Raw genomic sequence first — 16,790 nt, forward strand, 5'->3', positions numbered from 1 at the left:
CGGGCGGTCAGGCACCCCAGAGGGTGGCAGGCAACCGCCACCGCTCGAGTTCCTCGGCGACGAGACCGCTCAGTGTCGGCTCGTCGGGTACCCGTACGGGATCGAGAGCGGTCAGACACAGGGTGACCACACCGGCACTGCGCGACGACCAACCACTGATACCACCGTCCATGCGGCGCAACGCTTCCGTGGTGGCGCCCAGCGTCATCGATCGCATGGCGACGGGACCGGGTCGGCCGAAGCCGAGGCCGGCGAAGGCGCCGCCCAGTGTTCCGAGATTCGACGCGAGGCACAGCGGCGCCCGGGCATCGGTGGCCAGACGCCGAACTATGGTGTCGCCGAGCGGTTGCGCGATCCGCCCGAGGAGTTCGAGCGCACCCGGCGCGTCGGAGACCGCGGCGAACGCGGCCTTGCTCGCCGCACGGAGTGGGCGCAGATCGCGGCGTCGTGCGGCGCTCACCCGATAGAGTGCGGTGGCGCCGGTGGTGGCGTTCGCCCGACGATCACCGGGCGTTCGCGTCGAGACCGGTAGCCCGATCGGGATCTCGTCGCCGTCGGCAACTCGGCCGGTGGCTTCGAGGACGCCGATCACCAGCGCGGTGAACAGCGTGTTGGCGGTCCCGCCGACAGCGGTTGCAGCAGAGTCGAACTCGGACTCGTCGACGGTGACCACCACCGAAGGGCTCGGCGACGGAACACCCGGCTGTCCGATCGCGGGCACCGGCTCGACCGGCGGTGCCGGCGGACGGGTGAGGGTCGCGGGCCGCGACATCAAAAGCCTTCGGGCGGCGTCGGCGGCACACAGCAGGGTCCGGGCGCCCTCCCGAACCGTGTCACCGACGCCGGCCCGGGCGTCGGTCACGTCGAAGGTCTCACCGGCCACGGCCTCCTCGACGCCGGTGATCACCGCACCGCCGTCGGCGATGACGTGTGAATTCACCCACGACACCGCGGTTTCGCCGGTGTCGTCGACGTACACGGCGGTCAGCCGCCATGCCGGGCCCACCACGGCATCCACACCGACCTCGGCCTGCCGCCGGGCCCACGCCGGTATCTCGTGCGCCGCGATCGCCTTCTCGCAGAACCTGTGGGCACCGGCGGCTCGGGTGTGAATCCACCTGTCGCGCTGCGGAAACGGTGTCCGATCCACCAGTCGGGCCAGGCGCCCGCAGCTCAGCGTCCGGCCGAGCGCCGCGAACTCACCGGGGTCGATGCGGCCCGGCAGGCGCCAGATGGCCTGGTTGACAACGGGTACGCCGAGGGCATGTTCCATGCGGAGGAACAGGTCGTCGTCGACGGTGAGGCGTTCGGGTCGGTCCGGTGACACATCACGCCTGACGGAGATAGGCGCGCACGGTGATCGGTGCGACGACGACGATGATGGCGACCGCACCGATGAGTGTCCAGCCCACGTGCGCGGTGACCTGCCCGTCGTTGATCAGCGAGCGGAGCGAGGACACGAGATGTGAGATCGGATTGACGTCGGCGAGCGTGCGCATCCAGCTGGGCATCGTGGTCACCGGCACGAAGATGTTGGAGGTGAACGTGAGCGGCATGAGTACCAGCATCGACACCCCCTGTACTGCAGAGGCTTTCGACATGAGCACTCCCATCAGCGCGAAGATCCAGCTGATCGCGAAGGCCGCGAAGAGGGTCAGGATGATGCCGGCGATGGTGCCGAGCACACTCGACGGCCGGTACCCGAGGATCATGCCGACGCCGATCGACATGACCGCGGCGATGAGGTAGCGCACGACGTCGGCGATCAATGAGCCGGCGAGCGGGGCGATACGCGCGATGGGCAGGGAGATGAAGCGGTCGAAGACCCCGCGGTCCATGTCCTCACGCAGTTGCACGCCGGTGACCACCGACGCGGTGATCGCCACCGAGACCAGCACGCCCGGCACCAGCTGGGGCAGATAGGCATCCACGCTGCCGGCGATGGCGCCCCCGAAGATGTTGGCGAACATCACGGTGAAGACGATCGGGATGACGATCACGTCGAACAGTTGTTGCGGAGTGTGCTTGAGCCGCAACAGGCCTCGGCGCGCCATGGTGATGGTGTCCCGAATGGCCTTGCCGATACCGATGTGGTCGACGGGGGTGCCCAGGTGCAGTCCTGGGGTGGGGATTTCGGTGGCGGCGCTCAATTGGCCACCTCCGGTGGCGGCGCTCATGCGGCCACCTCCCTGGACGGTCCGGCGGTGAGGGAGAAGAACACGTCGTCGAGGCTGGGTCGTCGCACCGAGACCTCCCCGACACCGATGCCCGCGCCGTCGAGCGCAACGACCGCACGAGCCGCGGCAGACGGATCGGTGATCGCGGCGATGAGCTGTCCGTTCTCGGGGGTGGTGGTCACCGCCGTGTCGAGAGCGGTGCGCAGCACCTCGCGCGCCTCAGAGAGGTGTACCGGGTCGACGGTGATCTCCAAGGAGCGGTCGCCGACCCGATCCTTGAGGGTGTCGGCGTCTCCGGAGGCGATGACGCGGCCCTTGTCGATGACGACCAGGGAATCCGAGAGCTGGTCGGCCTCATCGAGATACTGCGTGGTGAGCAGGACGGTACTACCCTGCGCGACCAGGTCGCGGACACTGGACCAGACCTGGGTGCGGGTGGTCGGGTCGAGTCCGGTGGTCGGCTCGTCGAGGAACAGCAGTGCCGGGGTACGGATCATCGATGCCGCGAGATCGATCCGGCGCCGCATACCGCCGGAGAATCCGCTGACGGGACGCCGCGCGGCGGCACTGAGCCCGAACCGGTCGATGAGATCGGTGGCGCGCGTGCGTGCGGCCCGGCCGCTGTATCCCAGCAACCGCGCGAACAACTCGAGGTTCTCCGCGGCGGTGAGATCCTCGTCGACCGAGGCGTATTGGCCGGTGAGTGAGATGAGCGACCGCACCGCGGTGGCGTCGGCGGCCACATCCCGGCCGAAGATCGTCGCGCGTCCGGCGTCGGGGTGGATCAGGGTCGCGAGCATGCGCACGGTGGTCGTCTTGCCTGCGCCGTTGGGGCCCAGGACGCCCAGGATGGTTCCGCGGGGCACGGTGAACGACACGTCGTCGACCGCGACAACGCCACCGAAGGTCTTGCGCAGGTGGTCGGCGTGGATCGCGGTGTCGGGAAGCGTGTCGGCGTGGTGGGTGCTGTCGGCGAGCATGGTGTCGACCCTGCCCGACGCCGCTTTCATTTCGCTTTCACGCACCCCTCAGCGCAGGACGGTGAGCAGCGCGGTGCGCCGTGAGCGTGGGCCGTCGCCGAGATCGATGACGGAGAAGTCGCGCCGGTAGCGGGCGCCCCGAGCGGCAGCGGCGAGGGCATCGGAGGACACCCGGTCGGTGACGAGGGCCACCGCGGCCGCCGCGGCGCCCAAGGCCGGCAGATTGGTGGCCGGCGCTGCGGCCAAGTGCGACAACGAGACCCGCAGCGACTCGGCGGCCAGGCGTGCGGCGACGACCTCGCCGGTCCGCTGCAGGATCACCGCGCGCACACCGTGCAGATAGGCACAGTGGGCATCGGTGGGCGGCCCGACGATCTCGATGGCGCGTTCGGCGGATCGGCGGGCTCCCGACGGGTCGTCGGCGACCAGCAGATCGGCGAGCGCGGCGTGGGCGGTCGCGACGAACGCTTTCGGCGAGTCACCGGAATCGCGCAGACAGGTCTCGAGCAACTCGACCGCGACATCCGGTGCGGAGACCGACAAGGCGATCGCCTGATGAACCCGGGTGCGGGAACTCTCCTCCTGAAAGCCCAGGGCGGCATGGTCATCCGCGGCGCGAGCGAACAGCGTTGCGGCACCCGCACGGTCGCCGAGGAGCAGGTGGCCGCGGCCGAGACGGTGCCGTGCCGCGGCGGTCAACCACGGATGCCCGGCGCGTTCGGCGGCGACGACCGCCCGCAGCGCCGACCGCCGGGACATCGACGGCGCAGCAGCGAACTCGGCGACGTCGGAACGCGCGATCTCCGCGACGGCGGCCACCACCGGGTTCGGAGACCGCGATGCCCGCGCGAGGACGTGCGCGAGCCGTCGGGGCGAGCCGCTGACGGCCTCGACCAGCGGGGCGAGATGCTCGGGGGGCGCGTGCCGCCGAGCCGTCCGGCGCAATGCGGCACGGGCCCGGCCGGCTGCCCGATACCTGCCGAGGGCAATGAGATAGCCGGTGGCGCAGAGGAGTCCGGGAATCTCGGCCGAGTTGCCGCAGTCGGGGTTGCCGCAGTCGGGGTTGCCGCAGTCGGGGTTGCCGCAGCCGGGGTCGCCGCAGTCGGGGTCGCCGCAGCCCGCGACGGCTGCCTCGGCGAGGTCGCCGAGGTTCGGGTGTCCGCCGGTGCGCACCACCCGCCACAGGGTGATCGGCAGCAGCCGGGCGGGCGCCCCGGGGTCCGCCGGGTCGGGGTCGCCGACGGCGGAGTCGAGGATCGCGAGCACCGCGTCGGTGGTCTCGTCGAGCCGCGCGAAGGCCTTGATGATGTCGGTGCCCAACAGTGCTCCCGCGACGTCGGTCACGAGTCTGCTCGCCCAGTCGACCTTCTCGCGACGCAGTGCGGCCTCGCGCGCCGGATCGGCAGCGGTGCGGGCTCGCGCGAATTCCCGGACCGTCTCGGTGAGTCGATACCGGGTCGCCCCGTCGGGATGGTCGACCACGACGGCGAGCGAATGATTGCAGACCTCGGCCAGTGATCGCTCGGTCACCTCGGTGAACATCAGGGCGTCGTCGCGGCGGACATCACCGGGAAGCGAGGCGAGTACCTCCAGCGTGCGCTGTGCACTGTCGGGCAACAATTCCCAACTCGTCGAGACGATCTCGGACAAGGAGCGTCGGTGTCCGCCGCCGGTCGGGGTGAGGAGTTCGAAACGGGAATCGACACGATCGAGGAGGTCGCGCGGCGACAGGTGCCGCAACTGTGCGGCCGCGAGTTCGATGGCCAGCGGTGAACCGTCCAGGCGTGTGCACAGCTCGCCGAACACCGCGACGTCGGTCGGTATCCCCGGTCGTAGTGCGCGAATCCGCCGCTCGAACAGTGTGGCGCCACGCTCGGGTGTCAACGGCGATACCGTGAGGACCCTCTCATCGACCAGGCCGAGTCCGATGCGGCTGGTGGCCACGATGGTGAGATCGTTACGTCGGGAACGGATGTCGGTGATCAGATCGACAACGAAGTCAACCAGATGCTCGCAGCCGTCGAGCACGATCACCGCGCCGGCGGCGGCCAGGTGTGCCAGGGCGGCGCCGGCAATGCCGGCCGCGGACACCGAAGTAGCGGTTGGTGCAGCAGCGGTGGCCTGCTCGGGCAGCGCACCGCGGCCGAGCGCCGCCGCCACCGCCGCACGCACGTCATCGGGGGCACGCGCGGCGGACAGATCCACGAAGACATTCATCGGGGCATGGACGGCGATGTACTCAGTGATCAAACGCGTCTTGCCGATCCCGCCGGGACCCAGCACCGTCACCACCGACGACTCACGCAGCGCCACAGCCAACTGCGTCATCATCTCGGCATCGGCGAGGTACTCGTCGGAGGGGGGTGGGGGAGTCCGTGGCAGCGGTGCGTAGGTGAGCGCGGCGCTGTGGGCCGCCGCCAGTTCGGGTCCGGGGTCGGCGCCGAGCGATTCGGCGAGCCCGGCGACGATCCGGGCGTGGATCTGCAAGGCGGCGTTGGGGTCTCCGGCGGCAAGGAGGGCCCGCATGTGTACCGCGGCGAGATGCTCGTCGAGTGGTCGGCGCTCGCGCGCAGTCGCCAACTCGGTGGCCACGATCTGCGGTTCGGTGCGCAACCGGTGGCGCCAGTCGGCCTCCTGCAGTGCACGATATGCGCGTTCGGTGCGCGCGGCGAGCCGTTCGCGCAGTTCGCCGTCCGGGAGGTCGGTGCCCGGCTCGCCACGCCAATTCTGCAGCTCGGCAGCGTAGCCGGTGTCGGATGACTGTGTTGACCGTGAGAGAGCCTCGGCGAGGGTGAGATCGGACACCGGTCCGTCGACGACGAGGCGATATCCCGCCGCCGACCCGGCAATCGTCCCGGCGCCGAGAATCCCACGGAGACGCGAAATCTGGGTCTGGACCGCCCCGTTCGGGTTCTGGGGAGGCCGGTCCGGCCAGGCGTCGGCGACGAGCGCGTCGATGCCGACGGGTCGCGGGTGAGACAGGACGAGTGACACCAGCAGGCTGCGCGCCCGCCCCGAGGTGACCGGCGTCGGCTCGCCCGCGGTGGTGAACACGCAGACCGGCCCCAGGACACCGATCCGCGGGTGGGTCCGGGGTGCCTCGGTCACGATGTCAGGCCGGGGTCACTTGGCGGCGGTGAACGGCTCGCCCCACCTGCCGGCGAACGCGATCTCGCTCAGCGGCAACCGTTCTCGGGGTTGGCTGTCGCGGTCGGCGACGTCGGGGTCGAGTAGCGTGGGGTCGTCGGCGAGGCGGCCGAGCGCGAGTATCACCATCGGCCGCTTGTCGGCCGGGACGTCGAATGCCGCGCGTGCGGCGCTCGCGTCGAAGCCGGCCATGGGATGGGGGTTGATCCCCATCGAGACCGCCTGGATGCTCATCTGGGCCACCGCGAGACCCAGGTCGACGGCGCCGTAGTCGTGCAGCTTGGCGTCGTCGGCGGCGTCGCTGGTGCACAGCAGGATCAGGGCGCCGGCCGATGGCGCCCACCCCTTGTTGCCGCGATTGAGGGCGGCGGCCAGCTGCCCGAACGTTTCGTCGCCGCGGAGACCGACGACGAAGCGCACCGGCTGGATTCGCCCCCACGTCGGCGCCCACCGCCCGGCCTCGAGGATGTCGGTGATCTCTTCGGTGCTGATCGTGGCGTCGGGGTCGTATCCCCGCGCGCTCCAGCGTTCTTCGATGAGTTCGTGCACGCCGTCGAGACTACGTCGTCGTCTCGTGGCCGGCCGGCCGGCGAGCGCAGCGTGGCTGTCCTGCGCGGCGCACGAACTGGGCACTGTGGCCGAGGCCATCTCGGGCGAGCGCTGTGACCCGACCCGCCGGGGCTTTGCTCCGCGACACCGCTCAGCGCGGTTCGGTATCGGCGACCTGGTCCTCGCGGAGGTTCTCGCGCATGGTCGCGAGCCATGCGCGGTATTCGGCGTACACCGTGGTCAGCGCCTCGGCGGGCCAGCCTTCCGGGAGCAGCTCGTCGGGCAGCAGTGGGTCGGTCTGCAGGTGATGTACGGCGGCGACCATGATCCGGAACCGCCTCGGCTCGTCGGCCGCACCCCGGTCGGCGACATCGTCGAGAGCGTCGAGGAACGCGTGGCCCCGGCGCGACCAGGCGTCGAGATCCCACAACCGGTGGGTGAGTTCGGCGGAGCCCGACAGTGGGCGGGCCTCGAAGCAGGTCGACACCTCGAGGAGACGGGCCGAGAACGGTCGGTCCAGATTGGCGGGCCGGGTCCAGACGCCCTCGCGCAGTTGCGCAACCCGTTGGCGTGCCATTTCCGAGCGCAGGGCGACCCGGTCGGCGGCGTCGCGTCCGGTGGTGGTGACGACTGCCATCTCCCACAATCCGGTCCACGGCCGGCGTTCGGGGGGTTCGACGTCACGCTGGCGCTGTACGAGGCGCTCGGACAAGGTGTGGCCGGCATCGTCGCGGATGAGGTCACCGCCGGCCACCATGCGCGTCAGCGCCACCCGTGTCGTGGACTCCGCGATGCCGAAAAGCCGCATGGCGCCGACGATCTCGCGCACCGTCAGCGTCGGTGGGTGAGCACCGAGGAGCAGGCTCAGGATCGCCGAGCGCGCCGGAACGGGAGGCGCGAGCGGATCGGTCATCGCATCCGGACGTTACACCGCGCATCGCCTGCGCCGATGAATCGGCGCCATTACATCATTGCTTCAGTTGATCCATGTGTGTAATGCTCGGTGGATGGCCACCCACGAAGTGACGAATCAGGTTCCTCCGCTGCGCGATGCGAATCCGGCCCGGTCCCCGGTCGTCGCCGACGCCATGCGGTATCTCGGCCTGAGCGCCGACGACATCGGTGCAGTCGAAGCGCTCGGCGCACTGGCGGGCCGCGCGGAGACCCTCGCGCTCGGGGATCTGGCCGAACAGCATCCGCCCGTGTTGCAGGTGTTCGACCGCTACGGCCACCGGATCGACGAGGTCTCCTACGACCCCGCCTATCACCAACTCATGGACCACGCGATAGGTCATGGGCTGCACGCGGCGCCGTGGGCCGATCCGTCCCCGCACGCCCATCTGCGTCGAGCCGCGCAACTCAGCGCCTGGGGACAGGTCGACGCCGGGCACCTGTGTCCGGTCTCGATGACCTATGCCGTCGTCCCGGCGTTGCGGGCCGCACCCGAACTGGCCGCAACCTATGAACCACTGCTGAGTTCGCGCGTCTACGACCCAGGCCTGCGACCTCCGCGCGGCAAGCGTGGACTGATCGCGGGGATGTCGATGACCGAGAAGCAGGGCGGCTCCGACGTTCGGGCGAACACCACGACCGCGGTGCGCCACCGCGACGGTACCTATCGGATCACCGGACACAAGTGGTTCACCTCCGCGCCGATGTCGGATCTGTTCCTCGTGCTCGCGCAGGCCCCGGACGGACTGACCTGTTTTCTCGTCCCGCGGGTACTGCCCGACGGCACCCGCAATCCCTTTCTGCTGCAACGGCTCAAGGACAAGCTCGGCAATCACTCCAATGCCAGCAGCGAGGTGGAATACGACGACACCGTGGGCTGGCGGGTCGGGGATGAGGGTGCCGGGGTCAAGGTCATCGTCGAGATGGTCAACCTCACCCGCCTCGATTGTGTGCTGGGGACCGCGACGGCAATGCGCACGGGCGTCACACAGGCGGCCCACCATGCCGCACACCGCCGCGCATTCGGCACGACATTGGCCGATGCGCCCCTGATGCGCAACGTGCTGAGCGACCTCGCCGTCGAGGCCGAGGCGGCGACGACGGTGGCGTTGTGGCTGGCCGATCTGACCGATGTCGCGACCCGTGGTGATGAGCGCGCCGGCCTGCTCCGGCGAATCGCGTTGGCGGTCAGCAAGTATCACGTCTGCAAGCGCGGGCCCGTCCACGCCGCGGAGTCGTTGGAATGCCTGGGTGGCAACGGGTATGTGGAGGACTCGCGCATGCCCAGGTTGTTCCGGGAGTCGCCACTCCTGTCGATCTGGGAGGGCTCGGGCAACGTCGCCGCACTGGACGTGTTGCGGGCCATCGCCAGACAGCCGGAGACGCTCGGGGTGTTCCTCGACGAGGTGAAGCGGGCGGGTGGGGCCGACCGGCATCTGGACCGGGCCGTCGCCGATCTCGAATCGACCTTCGGCGCCCTCGATCCCGCCGACACCGATGCCCTGCAGTACCGTGCCCGTCGCATCGTCGGGGACATGGCGATGGTGCTGCAGGGTTCGCTGCTGGTGCGCTTCGGTCACCCGGCCGTTGCCGACGCCTTCACCGCGAGCCGACTCGGCGGTGAGCGGGGAGACGTCTTCGGCACACTCGCCGCAGGCGTCGACACCCGGTCGATCATCGAGCGGGCCACACCGAAGATCAGCTCCCGCTGATCGCGTCCTTCGGGTTCCGCATCACGACAGCGAGGACGACCGCGAGCACGGTGAGTGTGATCACTGCGGCAAGCGAGGCGGCGTGGACCCCGTCGACGAAGGCCGCGCGGGCGGCGTCGGCGAGGTCGGTGCCGTCGGCACCCATGCCGGTCGCCCGATGCAGGGTCTCGCCGAGGGTGTCGCCGAACCCGGCTCCCGAGCTGTGCTCGCGGAACACCAGCGTCGCCAGCGAGCCGAGCAGCGCAAGACCGAGCGCGGTGCCCAGCTCGAAGCTCGTCTCGGAGATGCCGGACGCCGCACCCGACCGTTCGGGCGGAACCGAACCGACGACGACGTCGGAGACCAGGCTGAATTGCACGCCGTAACCGATACCGGCGATCGACGTCGACACCAGATAGATCCACAGCGGGCTGTCGGTGGACAGCCACAGCAACCCGAGGTTGCCCAGCGCGGCGAGCACCACCGACCCGATGAACGCGGTGCGGGTACCCACCCACGCCGAGACCCGGCTGGCACCGATCGAGAAGACGGCGACGGCGATCGCCATCGGCAGACCGGCCAATGCCGCGGCCAGGACGTCATGACCCATCACCGATTGCAGGTACACGCCCGTCAGATACGACATGCCGCCCAACGCCATCATGCCCACGAGCGCGCAGGCGACCGCGGCACTGAAGGCGACGTTGCCGAACAGCTTGAGGTCGAGCAACGGGGCACGGGTACGACGTTGCTGCAGGAGGAACGCCGCGAACATGATCACGCCAAAGACACCGATCACCGCGACGACCGGGGTGACACCGTCGGCGGCCATGGTCTTGATCGAGTACACGATCGGCAGGATCGCCAGCAGTGACAACGCCACGCCGAGGAAGTCGAAGGGGTCGGTCGACGGCGCGCGGTACTCGGGAACCAGGCGCGGGGCGAGCACGAACAGCACGGCCAGTACCGGCACGTTGATGAGGAATACGACGCCCCACCAGAAGTGGTGCAGCAGAACGCCGCCCACCACCGGACCGATGGCCGAACCGCCCGCGAAGGCGGCCGTCCAGACGCCGATCGCGCGAGCGCGATCGCGGGCATTCGGGAACATGTTGGCGATCAACGAGAGACTCGACGGCATCAGGGTCGCACCGCCGATGCCCATCAGTGCGCGGGCGGCGATGAGGACGCCGGCGCTCGGCGCGAAGGCGGCGATGACCGAGGCGATGCCGAACATCGCGGCACCGGCGAGCAGGATCCGTCGCCGACCGAGCCGGTCGCCGACATTTCCCATCGTGATCAGCAGACCGGCGATGAGGAAGCCGTAGATGTCGAGAATCCAGAGTTGCTGGGCGGCGCTGGGGTCGAGCGCATCGGTGATCGACGGGATCGCCAGATAGAGCACCGAGAAGTCCATCGACACCAGCAGCACGGGCAGCGTCAACACGGCCAGCCCGAGCCAGGTACGGCGATCGGCGACCGAGGTGTCCCGGTGGCGCTGATCGGTCGTGCGGCATTCGGTGGTCATGAGGAGGGCTCCGTATCTGATGTCTGGGTGTTGGTGTCTGGGTATCTGGTGTCCGGATTCTGCATCCGGGGGTTCGCGTCGTCGCGGGTCGGCGCCCGCGTACGACGTACGCTCATAGACGGTACGGATATGGGTACGCTGTACGCAAGTGGAAAATTCCCGGTGCGGGGTGAGGGGAGCGTGGTGGTGGCCCAGTCGGTCCAGAAGCTGACGTCGTCGGCGATCGTCGAGGCAGCCATCGTCGTCGCCGACCGTGACGGGCTCGACGCGCTGTCGATGCGCCGGATCGCCGACGAACTCGGCGTCGGCGCGATGTCGCTGTACCGGCACATCGCCGACAAGGACGCGTTGCTCCACGCCATGGCCGAGGAGATCGGCACCCGGTTTCCCTATCCGGTGCAAGATTGCTCACCCACGTGGCGCGAGCGCATCGAGATCGCCGTCGACGTCGACTGGGCGCTCTACCAACGCCATCCATGGGTGGTGCTCGCGTATGCGACGCCGCGCTACGCCTTCGGGACCGAGTCGCTGGCCGGACTCGATTGGCTGATCGCCGGATTCGTCGACGTCGGTGTCGGGCACGTGCGGGCCGCGGAGATGGCCCTGGCGTTCTGGTCGTTCGTGAACGGCGTCGCGCTGGCCGCCGTCGGCGAACAGCTTCTCAGTGAGCAACTCCGGCGCCCGGGTGCCGAGGCGTCGCCGTCGCCGGCCGGCGGTCTGGCCGACCTGATCGCCGGGCGGCTCGCCGTCGACCCGACGACCCTGCCGCAGCTGGCCGCCCTCGCCGGCAACCCGGACGCGACCCGACTCTCGGACCCACGAGCGGTGCTCGACGCCGGGCTTCGCGTGCTGTGTGCGGGTTTCGCCGCCGAAGTGTCGGGTGGCTGAGAGTCTCGGACCTACATGGCGTGCGGGTACACCGTCAGCATGTGGGCCCCGAACCATGAACTGGCCAACACGATCGGCACCATCACGGCCACCCCGATCGCCGGGCGGGCCCGGGCGAGGACGATGGCCAGCGGCAGGAGCAGCACGAACGCGGGCAACAGCAGCCGGGGCCGACTCATCATGAGACCACTCGACGCCACGATCGACGCGGTGACCAGAACGCCGTAGGTCAGGACCGGCCACGGCAGCCGAGCCCACAGCGCCACCACCACCATCACCAGCGTCGCGACGATGATCCACGACGTCGCGACCGGTGCCACCTCGCCGGAGTTCACCAGTTGATCGTTGACGAAGGTGAATGCCGCCACGCCCCAATCGAAGCGGGTGTCCCAGCCCTGGGTCTGGATCGTGAACCACCCTGTCGGCGAGCCGGTCTGGGCCCACACCACGGCCAGGTAACCGAGGTAGCCGAGCGGGCTGAGGACCACCGCGAACCAGGCGCGGGCGGGCGCCCACCCCGACCCTGACCGCCCCGACTGGCCGAACAGGTCCATCAGCGCGGCCAGCATCACCACCCCGATGACGACCACCGCGGTCGGACGGACCGTCCCGACCAGACACGCGCAGAGCCCGGCAAGCACCCACCGCCGCTGCAACACACCCACCAGCGCCCAGATGCTCAGCGCACAGAACAGCGTCTCGGTGTAGGCCATGTTGAGGACCACCGACATCGGGGTCGCCGCGAAGATCGCGACGAGATACAGCCCGACCCGCCGGGCATACGAGTTACCCGCGTCGGTGTGGTCGAGAGCAGCGAGCATCGGTGTCCGCCCGGCCATGCGCTCCACGCACAGCACGCCCAACCGCGCCGTCCCCACCGCGGCCACACAGCCGAGCACCAGATTCAGCAGTACGGCGGCGCCGAACGGACTCAGGAACGGAAGGTGGGCCAGCGTTCCCACGGCGTACGGATAGCCGGGAAAGAAGGCGAAGGCGGTGTCGGCGGTGTGGTAGCCGCGGGCGTCGGTGAGCTCGACGGGCACACCGTCGTATCCGTGTTCGGCGATCGCGAGCATCCATTTGCCGTCCCACGCCGACAACGACTCCCGCAGCGACGAGCCGCGCAGCGCGTCGAATCGGGCCAGCACGAGAATCCCGACGGCACGAATCAGCAGGAAGATGCCGATCGGCGCGAGCCATGACCGCCACTCGGGGGTGGGCAGCGCGCTCGCCGCCGACGCGTGCGTCGGTTCGCCGGGGTCGGGTGTGCGCGCGTCGCGGCCGACGGCACTCGTGGTGGACACGCAGAGATGGTAGGTCAGCGACCTGTGGAAAGCGCGACCTGTGGAAAGTGTGATCTGGGCGGGGCGCCGAGCGGCGGCTGCGAGGTGCACGAGGGCCGCCGGTAAGGTTGTCCCGGCAAACAACGCATCGACACACCTTGCAGGAGGGCAGCCGACGTGGCACTCGTGGTGCAGAAATATGGCGGATCCTCGGTCGCCTCGGCCGAGCGGATTCGTCGTGTCGCCGAGCGCATCGTCGAAACCAAGAAGCAGGGCAACGACGTCGTCGTGGTCGTCTCGGCGATGGGTGACACGACCGATGAGCTGCTCGATCTGGCCCAGCAGGTCAATCCGGCGCCTCCGGCCCGCGAGATGGACATGTTGCTGACCTCCGGTGAGCGCATCTCCAACGCGCTGGTGGCGATGGCGATCAGTTCGCTCGGCGCGCAGGCGCAGTCGTTCACCGGCTCGCAGGCCGGGGTGATCACCACCAGCAGCCACGGATCGGCCAAGATCATCGACGTCACGCCGGGGCGCGTCCGCGCGGCGCTCGACGAGGGCAAGATCGTGCTGGTCGCCGGCTTCCAGGGCGTCTCGCAGGACACCAAGGACATCACCACGCTGGGCCGCGGCGGCTCGGACACCACCGCCGTCGCGCTCGCCGCGGCGTTGGAGGCCGACGTCTGTGAGATCTACACCGACGTCGACGGCGTCTACACCGCCGATCCGCGCATCGTGCCCGATGCCCGGCGGCTCGAGACCGTCTCCTTCGAGGAGATGCTGGAGATGGCCGCGTGCGGCGCCAAGGTCCTGATGCTGCGGTGCGTGGAATACGCCCGCCGATACAACGTTCCCGTTCACGTGCGCTCGTCGTACTCGACCAAACCCGGCACGATGGTGGCCGGATCGATGGAGGACATCCCCGTGGAAGAAGCGATTCTCACCGGCGTCGCGCACGATCGCAGCGAGGCCAAGATCACCGTCGTCGGACTCGAGGACCGGCCGGGCTACGCCGCCAAGGTGTTCCGCGCGGTCGCCGACGCCGAGATCAACATCGACATGGTGCTGCAGAACATCTCCAAGGTCGACACCGGCAAGACCGACATTACCTTCACCCTGCCGCGTGAGCTCGGGCCGCTCGGCGTGGAGAAGTTGACCAAGCTGCAGCAGGAGATCGGGTTCACCGAGGTCCTCTACGACGATCACATCGGCAAGGTGTCGCTGGTCGGCGCGGGCATGAAGAGCCATCCCGGCGTCACCGCCACCTTCTGTGAGGCGTTGAGCGAGGCCGGCATCAACATCGAACTCATCTCCACCTCCGAGATCCGGATCTCGGTGCTGTGCCGCGACACCGAACTCGACGACGCGGTGCGCGCGCTGCACGCCGCGTTCGATCTCGGTGGCGACGAGGAAGCCGTCGTCTACGCGGGAACGGGGCGGTAAGAGAATCATGGGCGAGCGAAGCGACGGGAGATTGTGATGGGGCTTTCCATCGGAGTCGTCGGGGCCACCGGTCAGGTCGGCGGCGTCATGCGAACCCTGTTGGCGGAGCGCAAGTTCCCCGCCGATTCGGTGCGGTTCTTCGCGTCGTCGCGCTCGGCGGGCAAGAAGCTGCCGTGGGGTGACGGCGCGATCGTCGTGGAGGATGCCGCGACCGCGGATCCGTCGGGGCTCGACATCGCGCTCTTCTCCGCGGGGGCGACGATGTCGCGCGAGCAGGCGCCGCGCTTTGCCGCCGCGGGGGTGACCGTCATCGACAACAGCTCCGCCTGGCGCAAGGATCCCGATGTGCCGCTGGTGGTTTCGGAGGTCAACGGCGAACTCGCCAAGAACCCGCCCAAGGGCATCATCGCCAACCCCAACTGCACCACCATGGCTGCGATGCCGGTGCTCAAACCGCTGCACGATGCTGCGGGTCTGCAACGGCTGATCGTCTCGTCGTATCAGGCGGTGTCGGGTAGCGGCCTGGCCGGCGTCGAGGAACTGGCGTCGCAGTCGCGCGCGGTGATCGACGACGTCGAAAAGCTGGTCTACGACGGATCGTCCGTCGACTTCCCGGCACCCGACAAGTACGTCGCGCCGATCGCCTTCGACGTGATTGCGTTGGCCGGGGCGTTGGTGGACGACGGGTCGGGGGAGACCGACGAGGATCAGAAGCTGCGCAACGAATCCCGCAAGATCCTCGGACTGCCCGAATTGCTGGTGAGTGGTACGTGCGTGCGAGTGCCGGTGTTCACCGGGCACTCGCTGTCGATCAATGCCGAGTTCGCCGAGCCGCTCTCGCCGCAGCGCGCGAGTGAGATCCTCGCCGGTGCAGCGGGAGTCGAGGTCGTCGACGTTCCGACGCCGCTGGCCGCCGCCGGCCGCGACAACTCGTTGGTCGGTCGCATCCGTGCGGATCCGGGTGTCCCGGACGGGCGGGGTCTGGCATTGTTCGTCTCGGGCGACAACCTCCGTAAGGGCGCGGCGCTCAACACGATCCAGATCGCCGAACTTCTCGTCCCGTAGCGGGCGCACGATCATTCCCTCACCCCTTCGACCGTAAGGCGTTGCGCCATGTCCGCACCCGACTCCCCGTCCCTCGACTCGCGGCTGGGGCATTACTACGTGATCGACGAGCCGTACCTGGTCGGTCGCGAGAAGGTGCGCGAGTACGCGCGTGCGGTGCAGGATTATCACCCCGCGCACCGTGACGAGAAAGCCGCTGCGCAACTGGGATATTCGGGTGTGGTGACGCCGCTGACCTTCACCTCGATCCCGGCGATGGCCGCCAACCGCGACCTGTTCGAGTCGGTCGTCGTCGGCTACGAGACCTATGTGCAGACCGAGCAGGTCTTCGAGCAGCACCGGCCGATCGTCGCCGGTGACGAACTGACCACCGACGTCGAGTTGTCCTCGGTCCGGCGGGTGGCCGGCCGTGACCTCATCACCGTCACCAACACCTTCACCGACGCCCACGGCGAGGTGGTGCACACCATGCACACCACCGTGGTCGGGGTGACCGCCGACGAGGTCGACCCGGGGATCTCCGACGCGGTGCGCAGCATCATGGTGCACGACGTCAACATGCTCTCCGCCGAACAGTCGGATGCGGAGTATCGCAAGACGGTGCGACCCGAAGGGGAACAACGCATTTCCACCGGCGGTGCCGATCGCGATCCGGGATCGTTACGGTTCGAGGACCTCTCCGTCGGCGACGAACTGCCGACGCGTCACGCCCGGCTGTCACGCGGCGATCTGGTGAATTACGCGGGGGTGTCCGGTGACGGCAACCCGATTCACTGGGACGAGTCGATCGCGAAGCTGGCCGGGCTGCCCGACGTCATCGCGCACGGCATGCTGACCATGGGTCTCGGCGCGGGTTTTGTCTCCGCCTGGTCGGGCGATCCCGGTGCGGTGACCCGCTATTCGGTGCGCCTGTCGCAGGTGGCGGTGGTCTCGGCCGCCGAGGGTGGCGACATCGAATTCAGTGGGCGGATCAAGTCTCTCGACGCCGAGACCCGCAGCGGCGTGGTCATCATCGTCGCGAAGTCCGGCGGCCGCAAGATCTTCGGGCTGGCGACGATGAACGTGCGCTTCGCCTGACGCCTGGAATT

At 69.0% G+C, this 16,790-nt stretch carries 13 protein-coding genes; 5 read left to right on the forward strand and 8 right to left on the reverse strand.

Annotation, left to right across the window (positions count from 1 at the left end; genetic code table 11):
- Positions 1-7: 7 nt before the first annotated feature.
- From GOPIP_RS09880 to GOPIP_RS09905, 6 genes are all read right to left on the reverse strand, one after another.
- On the reverse strand, positions 8-1,327 hold the full coding sequence (locus tag GOPIP_RS09880) for a hypothetical protein (RefSeq protein WP_006369511.1): 1,320 nt from the start codon (positions 1,325-1,327) through the stop codon (positions 8-10).
- A 1-nt stretch (position 1,328) separates the two neighbouring features.
- Positions 1,329-2,177 carry an ABC transporter permease gene (locus GOPIP_RS09885; RefSeq protein WP_006369512.1) on the reverse strand — a complete coding sequence of 283 codons (849 nt, stop codon included), beginning with the start codon at positions 2,175-2,177 and terminating at the stop codon, positions 1,329-1,331.
- Positions 2,174-3,157, reverse strand: a complete 984-nt coding sequence (locus GOPIP_RS09890; protein WP_050955247.1) for an ATP-binding cassette domain-containing protein — start codon at positions 3,155-3,157, stop codon at positions 2,174-2,176. Before GOPIP_RS09890 ends, GOPIP_RS09885 begins: the two co-directional genes overlap by 4 nt.
- A 48-nt stretch (positions 3,158-3,205) precedes the next feature.
- Positions 3,206-6,265: an AfsR/SARP family transcriptional regulator gene (locus GOPIP_RS09895; protein ID WP_006369514.1), complete on the reverse strand. Its 3,060-nt coding sequence runs from the start codon at positions 6,263-6,265 to the stop codon at positions 3,206-3,208.
- A gap of 15 nt (positions 6,266-6,280) precedes the next feature.
- A complete protein-coding gene (locus GOPIP_RS09900; RefSeq protein ID WP_006369515.1) occupies positions 6,281-6,853 on the reverse strand; it encodes a nitroreductase family protein in 573 nt (190 codons plus the stop codon).
- Between the two features lie 151 nt (positions 6,854-7,004).
- On the reverse strand, positions 7,005-7,766 hold the full coding sequence (locus GOPIP_RS09905) for a PaaX family transcriptional regulator C-terminal domain-containing protein (protein WP_006369516.1): 762 nt from the start codon (positions 7,764-7,766) through the stop codon (positions 7,005-7,007).
- A 94-nt stretch (positions 7,767-7,860) separates the two neighbouring features.
- Between GOPIP_RS09905 and GOPIP_RS09910 the strand changes: the two genes are divergently transcribed.
- On the forward strand, positions 7,861-9,516 hold the full coding sequence (locus GOPIP_RS09910) for an acyl-CoA dehydrogenase family protein (protein ID WP_006369517.1): 1,656 nt from the start codon (positions 7,861-7,863) through the stop codon (positions 9,514-9,516).
- Here the strand turns inward: GOPIP_RS09910 and GOPIP_RS09915 are convergent.
- Entirely contained in the window at positions 9,503-11,023 is a 1,521-nt protein-coding gene (locus GOPIP_RS09915) for an MFS transporter (protein ID WP_006369518.1), read from the reverse strand. The genes GOPIP_RS09910 and GOPIP_RS09915 overlap by 14 nt on opposite strands.
- 129 nt (positions 11,024-11,152) lie before the next feature.
- On the opposite strand from GOPIP_RS09915, the gene GOPIP_RS09920 reads away from it, so the two are divergent.
- Complete coding sequence (locus tag GOPIP_RS09920; protein ID WP_006369519.1) at positions 11,153-11,911, forward strand: TetR/AcrR family transcriptional regulator; 759 nt, start codon at positions 11,153-11,155, stop codon at positions 11,909-11,911.
- A gap of 11 nt (positions 11,912-11,922) precedes the next feature.
- On the opposite strand, the gene GOPIP_RS09925 is transcribed toward GOPIP_RS09920, so the two are convergent.
- On the reverse strand, positions 11,923-13,215 hold the full coding sequence (locus tag GOPIP_RS09925) for a putative hexosyltransferase (RefSeq protein ID WP_006369520.1): 1,293 nt from the start codon (positions 13,213-13,215) through the stop codon (positions 11,923-11,925).
- A 156-nt stretch (positions 13,216-13,371) separates the two neighbouring features.
- On the opposite strand from GOPIP_RS09925, the gene GOPIP_RS09930 reads away from it, so the two are divergent.
- The 3 genes from GOPIP_RS09930 to GOPIP_RS09940 are packed head-to-tail and all read left to right on the forward strand — an operon-like array spanning position 13,372 to position 16,779.
- Positions 13,372-14,637, forward strand: coding sequence for an aspartate kinase (locus GOPIP_RS09930; RefSeq protein ID WP_006369521.1), 1,266 nt, complete (start codon positions 13,372-13,374; stop codon positions 14,635-14,637).
- A gap of 36 nt (positions 14,638-14,673) precedes the next feature.
- Positions 14,674-15,702 (forward strand): aspartate-semialdehyde dehydrogenase, encoded by a 1,029-nt coding sequence (locus GOPIP_RS09935; protein WP_006369522.1) that lies wholly within the window; start codon positions 14,674-14,676, stop codon positions 15,700-15,702.
- Between the two features lie 48 nt (positions 15,703-15,750).
- The gene (locus tag GOPIP_RS09940; protein WP_006369523.1) at positions 15,751-16,779 is read left to right on the forward strand and encodes a fused (3R)-hydroxyacyl-ACP dehydratase subunits HadA/HadB; all 1,029 of its coding nucleotides are present in this window, start codon (positions 15,751-15,753) and stop codon (positions 16,777-16,779) included.
- The last annotated feature ends 11 nt before the right edge of the window (positions 16,780-16,790 follow it).

Source organism: Gordonia polyisoprenivorans NBRC 16320 = JCM 10675, from assembly GCF_000241325.1.
In the GTDB taxonomy this organism is placed as follows: domain Bacteria; phylum Actinomycetota; class Actinomycetes; order Mycobacteriales; family Mycobacteriaceae; genus Gordonia; species Gordonia polyisoprenivorans.